The sequence below is a fragment of the Paenimyroides aestuarii genome (assembly GCF_024628805.1).
GTDB lineage: Bacteria > Bacteroidota > Bacteroidia > Flavobacteriales > Flavobacteriaceae > Flavobacterium > Flavobacterium aestuarii_A.
This window is the reverse complement of sequence record NZ_CP102382.1, coordinates 886,402-905,043: the sequence shown is the minus strand read 5'-3', so window position 1 is coordinate 905,043 and position 18,642 is coordinate 886,402. Positions and strand designations below refer to the sequence as shown.

At 36.5% G+C, this 18,642-nt stretch carries 16 protein-coding genes and 1 pseudogene; 15 read left to right on the top strand and 2 right to left on the bottom strand.

What is annotated here, in order from left to right; all coding sequences use genetic code 11:
* The first annotated feature begins 110 nt into the window (after positions 1-110).
* From NPX36_RS04405 to NPX36_RS04390, 4 genes are all read left to right on the top strand, one after another.
* The gene (locus NPX36_RS04405; RefSeq protein ID WP_257500202.1) at positions 111-1,151 is read left to right on the top strand and encodes a hypothetical protein; all 1,041 of its coding nucleotides are present in this window, start codon (positions 111-113) and stop codon (positions 1,149-1,151) included.
* Between the two features lie 66 nt (positions 1,152-1,217).
* Entirely contained in the window at positions 1,218-2,288 is a 1,071-nt protein-coding gene (locus NPX36_RS04400; RefSeq protein WP_257500201.1) for a T9SS type A sorting domain-containing protein, read from the top strand.
* A 233-nt stretch (positions 2,289-2,521) separates the two neighbouring features.
* A complete protein-coding gene (locus NPX36_RS04395) occupies positions 2,522-3,580 on the top strand; it encodes a T9SS type A sorting domain-containing protein (RefSeq protein ID WP_257500200.1) in 1,059 nt (352 codons plus the stop codon).
* Positions 3,581-3,813: 233 nt separating this feature from the next.
* Positions 3,814-4,881, top strand: a complete 1,068-nt coding sequence (locus NPX36_RS04390; protein WP_257500199.1) for a T9SS type A sorting domain-containing protein — start codon at positions 3,814-3,816, stop codon at positions 4,879-4,881.
* Between the two features lie 80 nt (positions 4,882-4,961).
* Here NPX36_RS04390 and rnpA read toward each other — a convergent pair whose 3' ends face one another.
* Positions 4,962-5,339: a ribonuclease P protein component gene (rnpA, locus tag NPX36_RS04385; protein WP_257500198.1), complete on the bottom strand. Its 378-nt coding sequence runs from the start codon at positions 5,337-5,339 to the stop codon at positions 4,962-4,964.
* 189 nt (positions 5,340-5,528) lie between these two features.
* On the opposite strand from rnpA, the gene NPX36_RS04380 reads away from it, so the two are divergent.
* The 9 genes from NPX36_RS04380 (at position 5,529) to sufD (ending at position 14,826) form a co-directional block, all read left to right on the top strand.
* Entirely contained in the window at positions 5,529-6,386 is an 858-nt protein-coding gene (locus tag NPX36_RS04380; protein ID WP_257500197.1) for an MBL fold metallo-hydrolase, read from the top strand.
* Positions 6,387-6,453: 67 nt separating this feature from the next.
* Positions 6,454-8,088: a S8 family peptidase gene (locus NPX36_RS04375; protein WP_257500196.1), complete on the top strand. Its 1,635-nt coding sequence runs from the start codon at positions 6,454-6,456 to the stop codon at positions 8,086-8,088.
* 183 nt (positions 8,089-8,271) lie between these two features.
* Positions 8,272-10,161, top strand: a complete 1,890-nt coding sequence (locus tag NPX36_RS04370) for a M1 family metallopeptidase (RefSeq protein WP_257500195.1) — start codon at positions 8,272-8,274, stop codon at positions 10,159-10,161.
* A gap of 161 nt (positions 10,162-10,322) precedes the next feature.
* Entirely contained in the window at positions 10,323-10,652 is a 330-nt protein-coding gene (locus NPX36_RS04365; RefSeq protein ID WP_257500194.1) for a HesB/IscA family protein, read from the top strand.
* Positions 10,653-10,740: 88 nt separating this feature from the next.
* On the top strand, positions 10,741-12,189 hold the full coding sequence (gene sufB / locus NPX36_RS04360; protein WP_257500193.1) for a Fe-S cluster assembly protein SufB: 1,449 nt from the start codon (positions 10,741-10,743) through the stop codon (positions 12,187-12,189).
* A gap of 14 nt (positions 12,190-12,203) precedes the next feature.
* The gene (locus NPX36_RS04355) at positions 12,204-12,410 is read left to right on the top strand and encodes a DUF2683 family protein (RefSeq protein ID WP_257500192.1); all 207 of its coding nucleotides are present in this window, start codon (positions 12,204-12,206) and stop codon (positions 12,408-12,410) included.
* On the top strand, positions 12,401-12,673 hold the full coding sequence (locus NPX36_RS04350) for a Txe/YoeB family addiction module toxin (RefSeq protein ID WP_257500191.1): 273 nt from the start codon (positions 12,401-12,403) through the stop codon (positions 12,671-12,673). Before NPX36_RS04355 ends, NPX36_RS04350 begins: the two co-directional genes overlap by 10 nt.
* 13 nt (positions 12,674-12,686) lie before the next feature.
* Positions 12,687-13,424 carry a Fe-S cluster assembly ATPase SufC gene (sufC, locus tag NPX36_RS04345; protein WP_257500190.1) on the top strand — a complete coding sequence of 246 codons (738 nt, stop codon included), beginning with the start codon at positions 12,687-12,689 and terminating at the stop codon, positions 13,422-13,424.
* 88 nt (positions 13,425-13,512) lie between these two features.
* Positions 13,513-14,826: a Fe-S cluster assembly protein SufD gene (gene sufD / locus NPX36_RS04340; RefSeq protein ID WP_257500189.1), complete on the top strand. Its 1,314-nt coding sequence runs from the start codon at positions 13,513-13,515 to the stop codon at positions 14,824-14,826.
* Positions 14,827-14,872: 46 nt separating this feature from the next.
* Here the strand turns inward: sufD and NPX36_RS04335 are convergent, their stop codons facing one another.
* Positions 14,873-16,123: a helix-turn-helix domain-containing protein gene (locus NPX36_RS04335; RefSeq protein WP_257500188.1), complete on the bottom strand. Its 1,251-nt coding sequence runs from the start codon at positions 16,121-16,123 to the stop codon at positions 14,873-14,875.
* Positions 16,124-16,448: 325 nt separating this feature from the next.
* Between NPX36_RS04335 and NPX36_RS04330 the strand changes: the two genes are divergently transcribed.
* Together NPX36_RS04330 and NPX36_RS04325 are read left to right on the top strand one after the other, a co-directional pair.
* Positions 16,449-17,705, top strand: a complete 1,257-nt coding sequence (locus tag NPX36_RS04330) for a gliding motility-associated C-terminal domain-containing protein (protein ID WP_257500187.1) — start codon at positions 16,449-16,451, stop codon at positions 17,703-17,705.
* A 12-nt stretch (positions 17,706-17,717) separates the two neighbouring features.
* Positions 17,718-18,637: pseudogene (locus NPX36_RS04325) on the top strand (PorP/SprF family type IX secretion system membrane protein).
* Positions 18,638-18,642 lie beyond the last annotated feature (5 nt).

Here is an 18,642-nt window from a genome sequence, read left to right as displayed (position 1 = left end):
ATTTCTTTTAGCTTTTTTTGATTTATTTAACAAGGTGTTAATTATTTTGCTATATTTACAATCTAACTAATTAAAAATATAGAAATTATGACAAAATTAAGCAAAATTTTGTGGGGGGGGTAATAGGCCTAACCCTTACGGCATGTACAACCGACACAATTGTTGACGATTTGGATCAGCAAAATGCTGAAACAGGTTCGCAATACCAAACTAATAGTTATAATCCTAATAATCCGGGGTATTATAATCCAGGATCTGGAATTCCAGCAATAGTAGGTGATAATTATTATTCTCCGTGGGATATTAAACACCGTAATGATGTTATACCAACTTATACAATATCGAATCATACAGCTGGTGAGGGTTATAGTATTTTTGAGTTACATTTAACCCCTTATATTGGTGTGGCATACTATGATGGTGTTAATGACGGTCAATATCATGATGCTTACCAAGCATCACTAAACCCACCTGGGTTAGTAGCCGATTTTACAAACGGTAACTATCCCAACCTATACCAAAACGGTAATGAAATTGGTGAATTAATTACGGCAGAACCTATTATTTTAGACGGTTCTTCTATAAATCATTCCGAAGTATCTATAAGCTCTTATGCAGATCATTGTCCAGTGAATCCTCACACCCCAGGGTCAAGTCCAGGTTGGAATCCCGAAAACCGTTTTTTTGATATTTCGAATAATGCCACACCTCAAGAAAAAGCGGTTTTAGCGCGTTATGGCAAAGTGTTTTTTTATGAATATACAGTAATATTAAAATCAAACGGAAGTGTTGTGGGCAATGGCTTTATTCAGGTGCAAAACAAAACAATTCAAGATCCGGCGACTTATCCTTATTGGGAGGACACGTTTGTAACCAATGCTTTCGTTCCTGGTAAAGGAAACGTTGGTAAATTGCGTTATTACCATGAAACTGATCCTTTAATTGCACCATCACCATTTACATCTTGGGTACCAAACCTACAACCAAACGATCCAACTGTGTGGTGCGATTCCCGTGAGGTGGACTATGAATTTGAGTGGTCCCATGAAGAGTATTTCTTTGGTTACCCATCGCATAAAATTAGCTTATATATGGGAATGGGTGCCAATTTATGGATGACATCTGGTCATGTTATATCTATAGGCTTATAAAAAATAATTCGTAAATCTTAATAATTTAAGATTTACGAATTTGTTATTTAATTTAAAAATGCTAGTATGAAAAAAATACTATTCACAATAATCCTGTTTGTTTATAGCTGTTATATAGATGCCCAAGTTTTATATAACGAAAACTTTGATAACTACACATTAGGAAATGTTGCTACCGATTTTTCTGGTCAAACGCCTGGTCAGGGCGGATGGCATACTTTATTTGGCTCATTGAACACAAATGCTACAGCAGCAAATTTTCAAATAGAAAATGAAACCAATAAAGGGAAAGTGTTAACCATTATAACTGGACCGGTAGGTAGCTATGGTAGTAACAGTATATTCAAAAAAGATTTTGATACGCTTTGGAACCAGCGTACGCAAGGGAATAATGTATTGAAGTTTGAAATTGAAATGTTTATACCAGACTATCTTGGTAATCCTTCAATACCTTTTGCATTAGCTGGAAGTATCATCCTTTACACTACAAAGCCAAAGACTTTGGCAGCGTTTGGTTATAATCATTTTGACGGAAAGTTAACGGGTCAAAGTTCTAACGGTTTAAAGCCTGCCTTTCAATTTCCTTTAGCTGCAAATAGTGGTAATTTAAATATAAATAAAAACCAATGGTATCAACTGATATTTTTTATTGATTATGATAATAACAAAGCATATGTTGAGATACCTAAATTGGGAATTGTAAAAAAAGTAGATGTTTTTGATAAGCTAACCCCACCAGATACGATGAGTAATTATCCGCCAATCGAGCTATATCTCAGTATAGGAAAAAGTATAGATGCTGTTCAAGAACAACCATCCTTTTTAAAATACGATAATATCAAAATAACGGCATTAAAAAGCGTGCCACCACACTTGTTAACTGCAGAGAATTTCTTGGCAGAAAATTTTAATTTATATCCCAACCCAGCAAACAATGTTGTAAACATCACCAATGCCGAAAATATGCAAATACAGCAAATCACGGTGTATGATGTTGCGGGAAAACAGTTAAGCACCCAAACCTACAACAACGAAACCGATATACAATTAAACGTAGAACATTTAGCAAGCGGCACGTATATGCTGCATTTGCAAACCAACCAAGGCACAGCAGTTAAAAAACTGGTGAAAAAGTAGTTTTTTTTCTGTATAGTGTATTTTGTATTGTTGTAAAATGTAAAATAAATTTGTGTAAAAAAAGCAAACTGTAGTAGAGTAACTTTAAAACCTCTTTGCCAAAGTTCGAAACTTTGGCAAAGATTAAAAACACTCAGAGCAGCCAATTTGTATTGGTTGCTTTTTTTTGGTTATCATAAAAAAATGTAAAATGATTGCGTATATTTACATAAGTAACTGTTAAAATATTCTTTATGAAAAAGATTCTCCTTATTATAACCACCTTATTAGGCGTTTATAATCTAACCGCTCAAGTATTGTATAATGAAACCTTTGACAGTTACAACTGGGGTAATGTAGGTACCGACCCTACCGGTGTAATACCGGGTCAAGGCGGTTGGTTAACAGAAGGTGAGTTTGCGCAACATAACAGTGTTTTTACCATAGTAAACGAAGCCAACAGAGGTAAGGTATTAGACTTAACCACACCTTACTCAATGAGTAAGGAGCATTATTTCTTGATTAAACCCAATTTGAATGTGTTAATTGACAACCGCACCGCTGGTAACGATGTCATTAAAATAGAAATAGATTATTTTACAGGTAATAAAATACCAGCTGTACAAGCTTTAAGTAATATAAGGTTGTTGTTAAAAGATATGTCACTTTACGTACCCCAAGAGGAATTTATAATAATACAATTTAGTAAAGTTTATGGTTTTTTTGGTGCTCGAACGGATGCCACATCCTCGAATACCCAAAGCTTTGCACACTATCCTGTTTTTCCGTTTAATACATGGGTTACGTTAATAATGTATTTAGATTATACCAACAATAAAATTTATATGCATATACCACAATTTAACAAGGTTTCCAGCAGTGGTTTGGTAACCAACCCTACATCAACCAATTTAATGCAAGATTACAAGTTGCAACGTTTGGTGTTTCAAGTTTCTGTTGCTAGTAACGGTAACAATAATGTATATTCAAACCAAAGATACGATAACATCAAAATTACGGCAATGAGTGTGGTGCCACCAGAGGTAATTGCGTTGAGTAGCACCGAACAGCTGGCTGCAAAATTTAATCTATACCCCAACCCGGCAAACAATGTTGTAAACATCACCAACGCCGAAAATATGCAGGTACAGCAAATCACGGTGTATGATGTTGCAGGGAAACAGTTAAGTACCCAAAACTACAACAACGAAACCGAAATACAATTAAACGTTGCAAATTTAGCAAGCGGCACGTATATGCTGCACTTGCAAACCAAGCAAGGCACAGCGGTTAAGAAGCTGGTGAAAAAGTAGTTTTTTTTCTGTATAGTGTATTTTGTATTGTTGTAAAATGTAAAATAAATTTGTGTAAAAAAAGCAAACTGTAGTAGAGTAACTTTAAAACCTCTTTGCCAAAGTTCGAAACTTTGGCAAAGATTAAAAACACTCAGAGCAACCAATTTGTATTGGTTGCTTTTTTTTGGTTATCATAAAAAAATGTAAAATGATTGCGTATACTTACATAAGTAACTGTTAAAATATTCTTTATGAAAAAGATTCTCCTTATTGTAACCACTTTATTAGGCGTTCATAACCTAACTGCCCAAGTACTTTACACCGAAAATTTTGACAACTACACATTAGGTGATGTGGCTACTAATTTTATTATTCAAGGACAAGGAGGTTGGTATTGTTTACCGGGGTCTAATCAACCTGCGTCACTTGCTGCAAAAAACTTTCAAATAGAAAACGAAACCAATAAAGGAAAAGTGTTAACCATTACAACCGGACCGGTAGGTAGCCATGGTAATAACAGAATGTTCAAAAAAAATATTGATGTGCTTTGGAACCAGCGCACGCAAGGGAATAATGTATTGAAGTTTGAAATTGAAATATTTGTACCAAACTATCCGGGTAATCCTTCAATCCCTTTTGCGGTAGTTAGCACAATAACTCTTTATACCACAAAACCAAAAATTTTGGCTGGGTTTCTTTATAATCATTTTGACGGGCTTTTAAGGGGTGTAAGCTCAAATGGATTAGTATCGTACTCTCCGTTTCATTTGACCCCAACTAATAATTTTTTGTATATACCTGATAGCCAATGGTATCAACTGTTTTTTTTTATTGATTATGATAATAACAAAGCATATGTTGAGATACCTAAATTGGGAATTGTAAAAAAAGTAGATGTTTTTGATAAGCTAACCTCACCAGATACGATGAGTAATTATCCGCCAACCGAACTAAATCTTGATATAGGAAAAAATATAGATGCTGTTCAAGAACAACCTTCCTTTTTAAAATTTGATAATATCAAAATAACGGCATTAAAAAGCGTGCCACCACACTTGTTAACTGCAGAGAATTTCTTGGCAGAAAATTTTAACTTATACCCCAACCCGGCAAACAGTGTTGTAAACATCATCAATGCCGAAAATATGCAAATACAGCAAATCACGGTGTATGATGTTGCAGGCAAGCAATTAAACACCCAAAACTACACCAACGAAACCGATATACAATTAAACGTAGAACATTTAGCAAGTGGCACGTATATGTTGCACTTGCAAACCAACCAAGGCACAGCAGTTAAGAAGCTGGTGAAGAAATAGTTTTTTCTGTAGCTTTAAAACAACTTTGCCAAAGTTTGGAACTTTGGCAAAGATTAATTGAAACGCTCTGATTAAAACAATCAGGGTGTTTTTTGTATGGTGGCAACAAACTTTTCAAAAAGCTGTTGGGTTTTTGTTTCAATTTCTTGGTAGGGCAGGCGTTCTTTGGTTTGATAAAAAAACATCATCACATAAGGTTCTTTTAAATCGTTCAGTAGCAATTCTTTTTTCAACCGATAACATTCGCGCAAAACCCGCTTAAAATAATTGCGGTCAACGGCTTTTTTAAAATATCTTTTGGAAACCGAAACACCCATTTGTAAGGGCACTTCTAAATCTTTCACAGGCACATACACCAAGCGCAACGGATATTTGGTTACCGTGCGTCCTTCCGAAAAAAGCAAATCGATATACTTTTTCCGTTTCAATTTTTCGGTTTTGGGATAGGTGTGGTTCATAAAACAATTTCTGGGGCAAAAATACTGTTTTGTATCGGTTTTAAAACAATTAATGAAGCTATTTGCAGTTTTCCTTTTAAACGGAAATCAAGTTATATGAAAAAGAGCATTCGTGTATCTGTGGAAAATTAGTTCCTAAAAATAAAAATTATTCCTATTTTTACTAATTCATACAAAAACAAAACAACGATGAAACTTCATGCCATAGAAGCAGGAAATTTTAAACTAGACGGTGGAGCCATGTTTGGCGTGGTGCCAAAAGTGCTTTGGAACAAAACCAACCCTGCCGACGCGAACAACCAAATTGATCTGGCTGCCCGTTGCCTTTTGATAGAAGATGCAAACCGATTGATTTTGATTGATACCGGAATGGGCAACAAACAATCCGACAAATTTTTTGGTTTTTACAATATGTGGGGTGATTTTAGTTTGGAAAAATCTTTGCAAGAAAAAGGTTTTCATAAAGACGATATTACCGACGTGTTTTTAACCCATTTGCATTTTGATCATTGCGGTGGTGCCGTTTCGTGGAATGAAACACGCACGGGATATGTGCCTACTTTTAAAAACGCCACGTATTGGAGCAATGAAAACCATTGGAATTGGGCCACAAAACCAAACCCGCGCGAAAAAGCCTCTTTTTTATCAGAAAACATTTTGCCGTTGCACGAAAGTGGTCAATTAAAATTTATTGAAACATCAAACAACCCTTTGGAGCAGCACACCGATTTGAATTTTGGTGTATTGTTTGTAGATGGGCATACGGAGAAACAAATGATTCCGCATATCAAATACCAAGACAAAACCATTGTTTTTTGTGCCGATTTACTGCCTACTGCCGGACATATCCCGTTGCCTTATGTAATGGGATATGACACCCGACCTTTGCTTACTTTGGGCGAAAAAGAGCAGTTTTTAAAGCACGCCGCAGCAAACAATTATTATTTATATCTGGAACACGATGCCCACAATCCCATTATCACCGTGCAAGAAACCGAAAAAGGTGTACGCTTGAACCAAATTTTTGCAATTAACGATATTTTATAACAATGCACTGTAACATTTGAATGTGTTTGCATACCAACTTTTAAAATTAATACAAGTTTTATCAAATATGAAAATCAATAAATCTATTTATTTATCAGCTTTAGTAGCATTAGCGTTAACAAGCTGTAAAACAGCGCAAACATCTTATTTACAAGATTTAAGTACGTTGAAACCTATTACTTCTGCAGACCAACTTCCTACAAGAAAATCTGCTTTGCCAGAAGCTACCATGCAACGTTGGAGTCATTTAGATATTTTAAAAGATACGGTTCCGGGAATGTCGGTAGATCGGGCTTATCAAGAAATCATAAAAAACAAACCGGGTAAAAAGGTTTTAGTAGCGGTGATTGATTCAGGTATCGAAGTAGATCATCCAGATTTAAAATCGCAAATATGGGTAAATCCTAAAGAAATTGCAGGAAACGGTATCGATGATGACAAAAACGGATACATCGATGATATACACGGTTGGAACTTATTAGGAGCTACCAACGAAGAGCAGTTAGAGCTTACCCGAATTGTGTCGAGAGGCGATGACGGATCGGCAGAATACAAACGTGCAAAAAAAGAATTAGACGAGAAAATTGCCGAGTTAGAGCCTGTGAGAAAACAGCTTGAAATGATGGAAGATGCGCACGGAAAACTTACAAAATACCTTAAAAAGACCGAGTATTCTAAAGAAGATTTAGACAACATAAGCAAAGATGCACCTGCCGATGTGGCAAAAGCAAAAAACATTGGTTATTTGTTAATTTCTCGTGGAAAATCGGCAGCTGATTTTATTAAAGAATACGGTGATTACGTAAACGGACAATTAAAATACAACTTAAATGTTGATTTCAGAGGACGCAAAACAGGTGATGATATTTTTGATATTAACGATACCAAATACGGCGATAACGATGTAATGGGCAACCGCGACCATGCAAAACACGGAACCCACGTTGCGGGTATCATTGCGCAAACACGAAACAACAATATTGGTGGCGATGGTGTAGCATCAAACAACGTAGAAATTATGTCGGTTCGTGCAGTGCCAGATGGCGATGAGTACGATAAAGACGTTGCGTTGGCAATTCGCTATGCTGCAGACAACGGTGCTAAAGTAATCAACGGAAGTTTTGGTAAATATTTTGCACAAAACAGCCAATGGGTGATGGATGCCATTAAATATGCCGCTAAAAAAGATGTGTTGATTGTGGTTGCAGCCGGAAACGATGCAATGGATTTAAACCCGGAAGGGGAAGAAATTAAGCGTTATCCAAACGACCGTATTGAAGGAACAAATACCGAAGTTGCAGACAACTTTTTGGTAGTAGGTGCTTTAAACCCATCATTCGGCGAAAAAATGGTAGCAAACTTCTCCAACTTTGGAAACATTGACGTAGATGTTTTTGCACCAGGTGTTAAAATTTATGCAACCGTTCCTCATGCCGGATACGAATATTTGCAAGGAACATCAATGGCGTCACCAAACGCCGCAGGTGTTGCAGCAATGATTCGCTCGTACTATCCAAACTTAACCGCACCGCAAGTAAAACAAATCATGAAAGATTCTGGTGTTGCTGTTAACAAAGAAGTTATTGTTTCAGGCGATAAAGACGACAAACGCAACTTTAAAGATATTTCTACATCAGGAAAATTTGTAAACCTTTACAATGCTTTAATCATGGCAGATAAAGTTTCTAAAGGGAAAAAATAAAATTATAATTAATTTAGTAATTTAGCTGTTCTCTTTGGGGAACAGCTTTTTTCTTTTAGATTAAAAACAGGCTAATGATAAAATCAAAGTTTATCATTGCTACACTAGTTCGAGCAAGCTCTCGTGTCGGTAAAAATCTAATAGAACTATTACTAATTTGCAACAAACACTTAAACTTAAAATATGAAAAAGTTTTTACTTTTACTGCTTGCCGTATCAACTGCCGGATACGCACAACATAAAAATCCAAATCCGGGCTATTGGCAGCAACACGTTGATTATAAAATGGATGTGACAATGGATGTTGAAAATTTTCAATATTCAGGAACACAAGAATTGGTCTATACCAACAATTCCAACGATACCTTAAAAAAGGTTTTTTACCACTTATACTTCAATGCTTTTCAACCGGGAAGCGAGATGGATGTGCGTTTAGCATCGATTTCTGATCCCGATAAACGAATGGTAAAGTCGTTTAAAGGGCCAGATGGTATCGAAAAAAAGCAAAGTAAAATAGCTGAATTAAAACCCAACGAAACAGGTTTTTTAAAAGTAAACGATTTAAAACAAGACGGCGTTGCATTAAAAAGCAAAGTAGTTGGAACTATTTTAGAGGTAGAACTCGCAAAACCTTTATTGCCGAAAGCTAAAACCACTTTCACCATGAAATTCAACGGACAAGTGCCTGTAATGGTGCGCAGAGCCGGACGAAATTCAGAAGAAGGCGTGGCACTTTCCATGACGCAGTGGTATCCAAAAATGGCCGAATTCGATTTTGAAGGATGGCATGCCGATCCTTATATCGGGCGGGAGTTTCACGGTGTTTGGGGAAATTTTGATGTGAAATTAACCTTGGATAAAAAATACACCGTGGGTGCATCGGGCTATCTTCAAAACAAAAACGAAATTGGTCATGGTTACGAAGATGCAGGCGTAAAAGTATCAATCCCTAAAAAAGAAAAAAATCTAACATGGCATTTTATCGCTCCAAACGTACATGATTTTGCTTGGGGTGCCGATCCTGATTTTATCCACGATAAAGTGATGGGGCCAAACAATGTAGAACTGCATTTCTTCTATAAAAACGATGCTTCTATCAAAGAAAATTGGGAAAAACTGCAACCAGAAACCGTGAAATTGTTAGATTTCTTCAACAAAAATATTGGCGAATATCCGTACAAGCAATACTCGGTAATTCAAGGTGGCGATGGCGGTATGGAATATGCTATGTGTACGTTGATTACCGGAAACCGCAGCCTACCAAGCTTAATTGGCGTTACCGCACACGAAATGGCACACATGTGGTTTCAGCATTTATTAGCTACCAACGAAAGCAAACACGAATGGATGGATGAAGGCTTTACCTCGTTTATTTCTGATTTTGCGGTGAACCAAATCATGGATAAGAAAAATCAAGAAGACGAAAACCCGTTTCAAAGTGCTTACAACAACTATTTTTACATGGTAAAGATGAATGGCGAACAACCCTTGTCAACGCATGCAGACCGATACGACGACAATATGAATTACGGCATATCGGCATACAGCAAAGGTTCGGTTTTTATTACCCAGTTGGCTTACGTTATCGGTTGGGATAAAACCTTTGAAACCTTAAAACGTTTTTACAGCGATTACCGCTTTTCGCACCCAACACCCAACGATTTTAAACGAAGTGCCGAGCGTGTTTCAGGCGCTGTATTAGATTGGTATTTGGTTGATTGGACACAAACTGTAAATACGATAGATTACGGTATTAAAAACGTTGAGGTAAAAGACAATCAAGCAAATGTTACTTTGGAAAGAATCGGCAGAATGCCAATGCCTATTGATTTTTTAGTGATTTATGAAGACGACAGCACCGAAAGTTTCTACATTCCCAATACCTTGATGCGTTGGACAAAAAACAACCCTTACCCAAATATTCCTCGCACGGTTTTAAAAGGCTGGGATTGGGCTTACCCAACTTATGATTTTAAATTTGATACCAAAGGTAAAAACATAAAAGTAGTAGTTATTGACCCATCACAATTAATGGCAGATGTAAATCTTGTAAATAACGCAAAAGAAATGTAACGATTCTAAATATTAAACCGCAAAACCACTTCCAATTTATGAAGTGGTTTTTTGTATCAATTCAATTTATAGCAGTATAAGTTATAATATTGTTATTAATATGATAAAAATCATATTTTGTACCTATCTTTGCAATTAGTAAAATTTAAAACCCGAAAGTCATGATAAAAGTGTCAGAATCGGCTGCAAAACGAGCTAAAATGTTGATGGAAGATGACGGATTAAACCCCGAAACAGCCTTCATTCGTGTAGGAGTGAAAAGCGGCGGTTGCTCTGGATTAGAATACGAATTGAAGTTTGACCAAAATGCTTTAGAAAACGATAAAATTTTTGAAGATAACGGCGTAAAAATCGCTGTTGATAAAAAAAGCTTTCTGTATTTAGTTGGTACCACGTTAGAATATTCAGGTGGATTAAACGGAAAAGGGTTTGTATTTAACAACCCAAATGCAGCCAGAACATGTGGTTGTGGAGAGAGTTTTTCGCTTTAAAAATGTATAGTTTTTTTAGTTTCAGGTTTCAAGTTTAACGTTCAAAAACTTTAAACCTTAAACTTTAAACTACAACTTAAAACTTATTATGAGCAAATACACAGAAGAAGAATTAAAAAAAGAATTAGAAACAAAGGAATACGAATACGGATTTTATACCAATTTAGAATCTGAAACCTTTCCTGTGGGGCTAAATGAAGATATCATTCGGGCAATTTCTATGAAAAAAGAAGAGCCGGAATGGATGACTGAGTGGCGTTTAGATGCTTTTAGAATTTGGCAAGAAATGACCGAACCCGAATGGGCAAATGTAACTTACGGAAAACCCGATTTTCAAGCAATTTCATACTATTCGGCACCAAAAAAAGTAGATCCAAATAAAACGCTAGACGATGTAGATCCGGAACTTTTGGCTATGTACAAAAAATTGGGGATTTCTATCGAAGAGCAAAAGCGAATGAACAACATTGCAATGGACATTGTGGTTGATTCGGTTTCGGTGGCAACTACTTTTAAAGAAACTTTGAACGAGAAAGGAATTATTTTCTGTTCCATTTCCGAAGCCATAAAAGAGCACCCAGAGTTGGTAAAAAAATACCTTGGAACGGTTGTGCCAAAAAGCGATAATTTTTATGCAGCATTAAATTCGGCTGTTTTTTCAGACGGATCGTTCTGTTACATACCAAAAGGTGTGCGCTGTCCAATGGAATTATCCACCTATTTCCGTATCAATCAAGCCGGAACAGGACAGTTTGAACGCACGTTGTTAATTGCCGATGAAAGCTCGTATGTTTCTTATTTAGAAGGATGTACCGCTCCGAGTCGTGATGAAAATCAATTACACGCAGCTGTTGTAGAATTAATAGCAATGAGCGATGCCGAAATTAAATATTCAACCGTTCAAAACTGGTTTCCGGGCGATAAAGAAGGTAAAGGCGGTGTGTTCAATTTTGTAACAAAAAGAGGATTGGCCGAGAAAAATGCGAAAATTTCTTGGACGCAAGTGGAAACCGGATCGGCAGTTACATGGAAATATCCATCATGCATCTTAAAAGGCGATAATTCGGTGGGCGAGTTTTATTCAATTGCCGTAACCAATAATTTCCAGCAGGCTGATACCGGCACCAAAATGATTCATTTAGGAAAAAACACCAAGTCAACCATTATTTCCAAAGGAATTTCGGCAGGAAAATCCCAAAATTCATACCGTGGATTGGTGCAAATTGGTTCGCGAGCAGAAAACGCGCGTAACTTTTCGCAATGCGATTCGTTGTTAATGGGGAATGAGTGTGGTGCACATACTTTTCCTTATATCGAATCGAAAAATGCAACAGCCAAGTTAGAGCACGAAGCTACCACTAGTAAAATTGGTGAAGATCAAATTTTTTATTGCAACCAAAGAGGAATTCCAACCGAAACAGCAATTGCTTTAATCGTAAATGGATTTTCACGCGAGGTTTTAGATAAATTACCAATGGAATTTGCAGTAGAAGCCAAAAAACTATTAGAGATTTCGTTAGAAGGATCGGTGGGATAATAAAATTAAAAGTTATGGATCTTATTTTAAAAAATGTAAAGAAGAAAGATTTTCCAGTATTAAAATCATTGGCAAAATCACTTGGTTTTGAAATTGTTGAAAGAAAAGAGAAACCGTACAATCCTGAATTTGTAAAAGAAATTTTGGAAGCAAGAGAAGAATTAAAACAAGGGAAAGGTATAAAGATGACTTTGGAAGATATTGATAAGTTATGGAAATGATATTTTCAAGCAAAGCCAAAAGGGATTTAGAATTTTGGTCAAAATCTGGAAATAAACCGATTCTTAAAAAGATTTCTGAATTATTGAGAGCAATTCAAGACAATCCATTTGAAGGAATAGGAAAACCTGAACAACTAAAACACAGTCTTTCTGGAGTTTGGTCAAGAAGAATAAATCAACAACACCGTTTGGTTTATGAAATTGTTGATGAAAATACAATTGAAATATTAAATATCATTTCATTAAAAGGTCATTACGAATAAATAAAACAATCAAATGTTACAAATTAAAAATTTACACGCTTCGGTAGAAGACAAAGAAATATTAAAAGGAATTAACCTAGAAGTAAAAGCAGGTGAGGTGCATGCCATCATGGGACCAAACGGCGCAGGTAAATCAACCTTATCGTCTGTAATTGCAGGTAATGAAAACTTTGAAGTTACCGAAGGCGAAATTATTTTAGATGGGGAAGATTTGGCAGATTTAGCACCGGAAGAGCGTGCTCATAAAGGTATTTTCTTATCATTTCAATATCCCGTTGAAATTCCAGGTGTTTCGGTAACCAACTTTATGAAAACTGCAATCAATGAAACACGTAAGGCAAATGGTTTAGAAGACATGCCTGCAAACGAAATGTTGAAATTGATTAAAGAAAAAGCTGAGTTGTTAGAAATCGACCGTAAATTCTTATCTCGCTCCCTAAATGAAGGTTTTTCGGGTGGAGAAAAAAAACGTAACGAGATTTTTCAAATGGCCATGTTGAATCCTAAAATTGCGATTTTAGATGAAACAGATTCAGGTTTGGATATCGATGCTTTACGAATTGTTTCAAACGGTGTAAACAAACTGAAAAATGCAAACAACGCAGTAGTTGTCATTACACACTACCAACGTTTGTTAGATTATATAGTTCCTGATTTTGTACACGTTTTGCACGATGGAAAAATCGTTAAAACAGGTGGTAAAGAATTAGCACTTGAACTAGAACAAAAAGGATACGATTGGTTGAAATAATATAGTTTAAATAGTTTAAGGTTTCACGTTTAAGGTTCATTTTCCAACTTTAAACAAACCAAACTTTAAACGTTAAACAAAACAAATAATGGATTTAAAAGAAAAAGTACTATCATCATTTTTAGCATTTGAACAAAAGGTAGATATCAATTCCACCTTGCACAATGTGCGTACAGATGCTTTGAAAGTGTTCGAAAATAAAGGATTTCCCACAAAAAAAGAAGAAGCTTGGAAATACACATCGCTAAATGCAATTTTAGCAAACGATTTCAATATTCTTCCTAAAAACGACAGCGCTGTTGAGTGGAAGGATGTAAAAAAATACTTTTTGAACGATGTAGATACCTATAAAGTAGTGTTCATAAACGGTGTTTTTTCCTCGCATTTATCCTCAACCACACACGATGGAATTGATGTGTGCTTAATGTCGTCGGCGCTCACAAAGCCTAAATATAAAATGGTAATCGATACCTATTTTAATCAAGCGGTAAACAAAGAAGACAGTTTAACCAATTTGAATACTGCTTACGCCTATGAAGGTGCGTATATCAATATTCCAAAATCGAAAGTGGTTCAAAAACCTATCGAAATTTTGTATTTCACCACCGGCAGTTCTTCCAATTTTGTGCAACCAAGAAATTTGGTAATTGTGGGCGAAAATGCACATGTACAGATAACGGAGCGCCATCAATCGTTGACAGATGTGGCTATGTTCACCAACAGCGTAACCGAAATTTATGCGGCAAAGCGTGCTATTGTTGATTATTACAAAGTTCAAAACGACGTGCAAACTGCAAATTTGGTTGACAACACCTATATCGAACAAAAGCAAGAAAGCCGCGTGTCGGTGCATACGTTTTCGTTTGGAGGAAACATCACCCGAAACAATTTGAATTTTTATCAAAAAGGCGAACGCATCGATTCTACTTTAAAAGGAATCACCATTATTGGCGATAAGCAGCACGTAGATCATTATACACTAGTGAATCACGAACAGCCAAATTGTGAATCGCACCAAAACTATAAAGGTATTTTTGACGAGCGTGCTACTGGGGTTTTCAACGGGAAAATTTATGTAGATAAAATTGCTCAGAAAACCGATGCTTTTCAACAAAACAATAATATTTTATTGACAGATAAAGCTACGTTGAACACCAAGCCGCAATTAGAAATTTTTGCCGATGATGTAAAATGTTCACACGGCTGTACCATTGGTCAGTTAGATGAATCAGCGATGTTCTACATGCAACAGCGCGGTATTCCTAAGAAAGAAGCCAAAGCACTGTTGATGTATGCCTTTACCGATGAGGTTTTATCATCAGTAGCCATTCCCGATTTACAATTAAAATTGCAAAAACTCATCTCCATGAAATTAGGAGTAAACATTGGGTTTGATATCTAATATAAACAAAAAAAAGACTTCTAAAAAGGAAGTCTTTTTTTGTAAATTAATGTTCGCTATCAGGCGGAAGCTCATTTTTTGTGCGGTATAATATCATTAATTCGTTCCGTTGTTTAATATTTAAAATCGTGTAAATAGCTTTTAAATGATACTTTACAGTGTTTTCAGAGATGAACAGTGCCGCTGCAATTTCTTTGTTGTTTTTTCCTTTTTGTACCAAATCAATAATCTCTAATTGGCGTTCGGTAAAATTAAAAGAATTAAGATCAATTTTATGGTCGCCTGCTTTATTAGCTAGTTCGGTTAGATGGTCAATTTTTTCAGAAAAGCGCTGGTTTTCTTCCACAATTAAAGCGTTTTTTTGTTTGTTGGATCGATACAATTGTATCAAAATAAAAACCACCAAAAATAGGATAATAGCTATGGAGAGAAGCAAAATTTGAATTTTCTGCTTTTTCTCTAGTTCCAAATGATATTCTTTATCTTTCAGCTGTTGTTCTAAAATTTCAATTTTGCTCCCCACATTGTTGGCATTGTAAACAGCATATACCGAGTCGCATTTTTTTTGATAATAAACCGCTTTTTCATAATCTTTATTCGTGCTAAAAACCCTTTTCATGATTTCATGCAGATAAAATTCATACTTGATATTTCCAAGTTTTTTAGCAATCAATAAAGCTTTGTTGTAAATAGCATCTCTCTTGTCGGTTTGTTTAGTGAAGTGGTACAGTTCAATAAACTTTCCGTAAACAATAGGCAATTCTTCCGGGTGATAAACCTCTGCAATTTTCAAAGCTTCGTTTAGTTTTTCTTCTGAAGCTTTATAATTTTTATCCATCAAGAAAAAATAACCCTCTTGGGTCTTCAAAAAAAGTTGCTGTTTTTTAGTCAAGCCTGCATAATCATTCTTTTTTAAATCACGCATCACTTCCTTTGCCTTATCAAATTGCTGCATATCAAAAAATACAAACGATTTTTCAGCCTTCACCTCTTGTAATCTGCTTTGTAGTTTGCTATCTTTTTCTGCCTCTTTCAATGCTAAATTAAGATGATGCAAAGCGTGTTCATACTTAAATAGTTTTTTGTAAATAGTTGATTTAAGTAAATACGCAGTAAATTTTTCTTCAGAAGTTAAATTTTTCTCTGACAGATAATGAGATAAAGATTGAATGGACAGCTCATAATCTTCATGCTGATTATAGTAGATAATTTGCTTTTTAAGCGAGTCTATCGGAATTTTATGGGCATAGATAAGACTGCTTAACAACAAAAGAATACATGTTATTAAGTTTTTCATTAGATTAGGTTGTAGCACAAAAATAGAAAATTATTGATTTATTTCACTATATAGTTTTTTATTTAACTTTTTAAACCGCCCTTACTGTCGTTTTTTTAATTTTTTTCGATAAAATACTGATTTTGAACAATTTGTGTTTACTACTACCCATTGAGTAGTAAAGAATTAACATAAATACTACCTACTAACTACCTGATTTATTGTGTTGATTAATAGAATTATACCTAAATTCGCAGTCGATATGAAATTCAAAAGGTCAATACACTCAAAGTCTGCAAATTCGGGTATTTAAAATGCAACTTTAGAGGACCTTAAAAATAACAACATGATAAAAAACTATTTTTTCTTTTTTATATTTTTTGGGCAATTAAGTTTCTCCCAAACAGAATTAACAGTAAACGAGGGCGTTTTAAAAGTAGAGCCGGGCACGGAAGTATCTACCTACTTTGATTTCAAGAACGAATCAACGGGCGATGTTTTAAACGACGGCGATTTTTATTTCTACGGCGATTACCAAAACGAAGGTTTGTTCAGTTACACAACCAACAGCCGCACGGGCTATGTGGTATTTGAAGGCTTAATGCCGGGTATGCAACAGATTTCAGGAAGCTCACCCAGTAGCTTTTACGATGTATTGTTCAACAAAAGCGGGGCAGAACACAGTTTTCATTTAACCAATGACATTGCCAATGCCGGCACCGTGAATCTTTTAAACGGAGTGGTGTTGATGGATAAAGCCAATGGCGGTGCATTTGTCTTCTTAAAAGGTGCGAACCACATCAATACTTCCGACCGCAGCCACGTAAACGGCGAAGTCACCAAACGGGGCAACGAAGGGTTTAAATACCCTATTGGCGATGGAGGTTATTACCGTTTTGCAGGCATATCAGCACCCGTTCAAGAAGCAGAAATCTACACGGGCGAATACCTATTGGAAAATTCCAACAGCAAATACCCGCATGCCAGCCGCACCGGAGTCATAAAAGCCATTGACGACCAAGAATATTGGATCATCAACCAAAGCGTAAACACCGATAATTCGGTGGTTGTAACCCTCTCATGGGATACACGCACCACCCCAGCATGGTTAACAGCAAATCCCGAGTTGCTGCACGTGGTACGTTGGGACGAAACCCAAAAATTGTGGGTAGATGAAGGCGGTGTGGTAAACTATGGCGAGCAAACCGTAAGCACACCTGTAAATGTAGATGGCTTTGGAATATTTACCCTTGGAACCATCAAAGAAGCACTGATCAACCCAGGTGAAGTAGTAATCTACAATGGGGTAACACCCGATGGCGACGGCATGAACGATTACTTCATTATCGATAATATCAACCAATTTCCAAACAACCACGTAACCATTTACAACCGTTGGGGAAGAAAAGTATATGAAACCCATAGCTACGACAGCAACGGCAACGTGTTCCGCGGCTATGCACAAGGCAATGCCATTGTAAACGAAGGCGAAAAACTCCCAAGCGGAACCTACTATTATGTAGTGGAATATTTATTCGACCGCGATGGAGAAAGCCAATGGGTTAAAAAAGTAGGGTATTTACACTTAGAAAACAACGACTAAAACTAAAAAGCAATGAAACAATTAAAAAAGATAATGGCTTTGTTAGCTTTGGTAAGCATTTCGGCAAACGCCCAACAAGACCCCCAGTACACGAATTACATGTACAACACGATCAACATCAACCCGGCTTATGCAGGTAGCAGAGGCGCCTTGAGCATCTTTGGCTTGCACCGCAGCCAATGGGTAGGATTAGAAGGCGCACCAACGACCAATTCGTTTTCCATAAACACCCCTATAGCCGAGAGTAAAGTAGGTTTAGGAGTAAGCTTTGTAAACGACAGGTTAGGGGTGACCGATGAAAACACGTTAAGTGTAGATTTCTCGTACACCTTAGATTTAAACAACCGTGGCAGCAAGCTAAGCTTCGGCTTAAAAGGATCAGCCAATATGCTGAATGTAGCTTATTCTAGGCTGAACAAATACAACCCGAACGATTCGCAGATCCTTACAGACATCAACAACCAATTCACTCCAAACATAGGAGCGGGTGTTTATTGGCATAACGAACAAACGTATGTAGGATTATCGGCACCCCATTTTTTAGAAACCACGCGCTACGACGACAACGTACAAAGCACGATGCAGCAAAAGATGCACTATTATTTAATGGGAGGTCACGTATTTGAGTTGAACCCGATGTTGAAGTTTAAACCGGCATTTTTGTTAAAAGCAGTAGAAGGCGCACCTTTACAAGCTGATATCACAGGGAATTTCTTAATCAACGAGAAGTTTACTTTAGGAGCCGCTTATCGCTGGGATGCCGCATGGAGTGCCTTGGCAGGCTTCCAGGTAACCGACGGATTGTTTATAGGCTATAGCTACGACAGCGACATCAAAGCCTTGAGAAATTACAACAACGGCTCACACGAGTTTTTATGCGCTTTGAATTGTTTAACAAATACCGCCGCGTGAACTCGCCGCGTTTCTTCTAAAAATA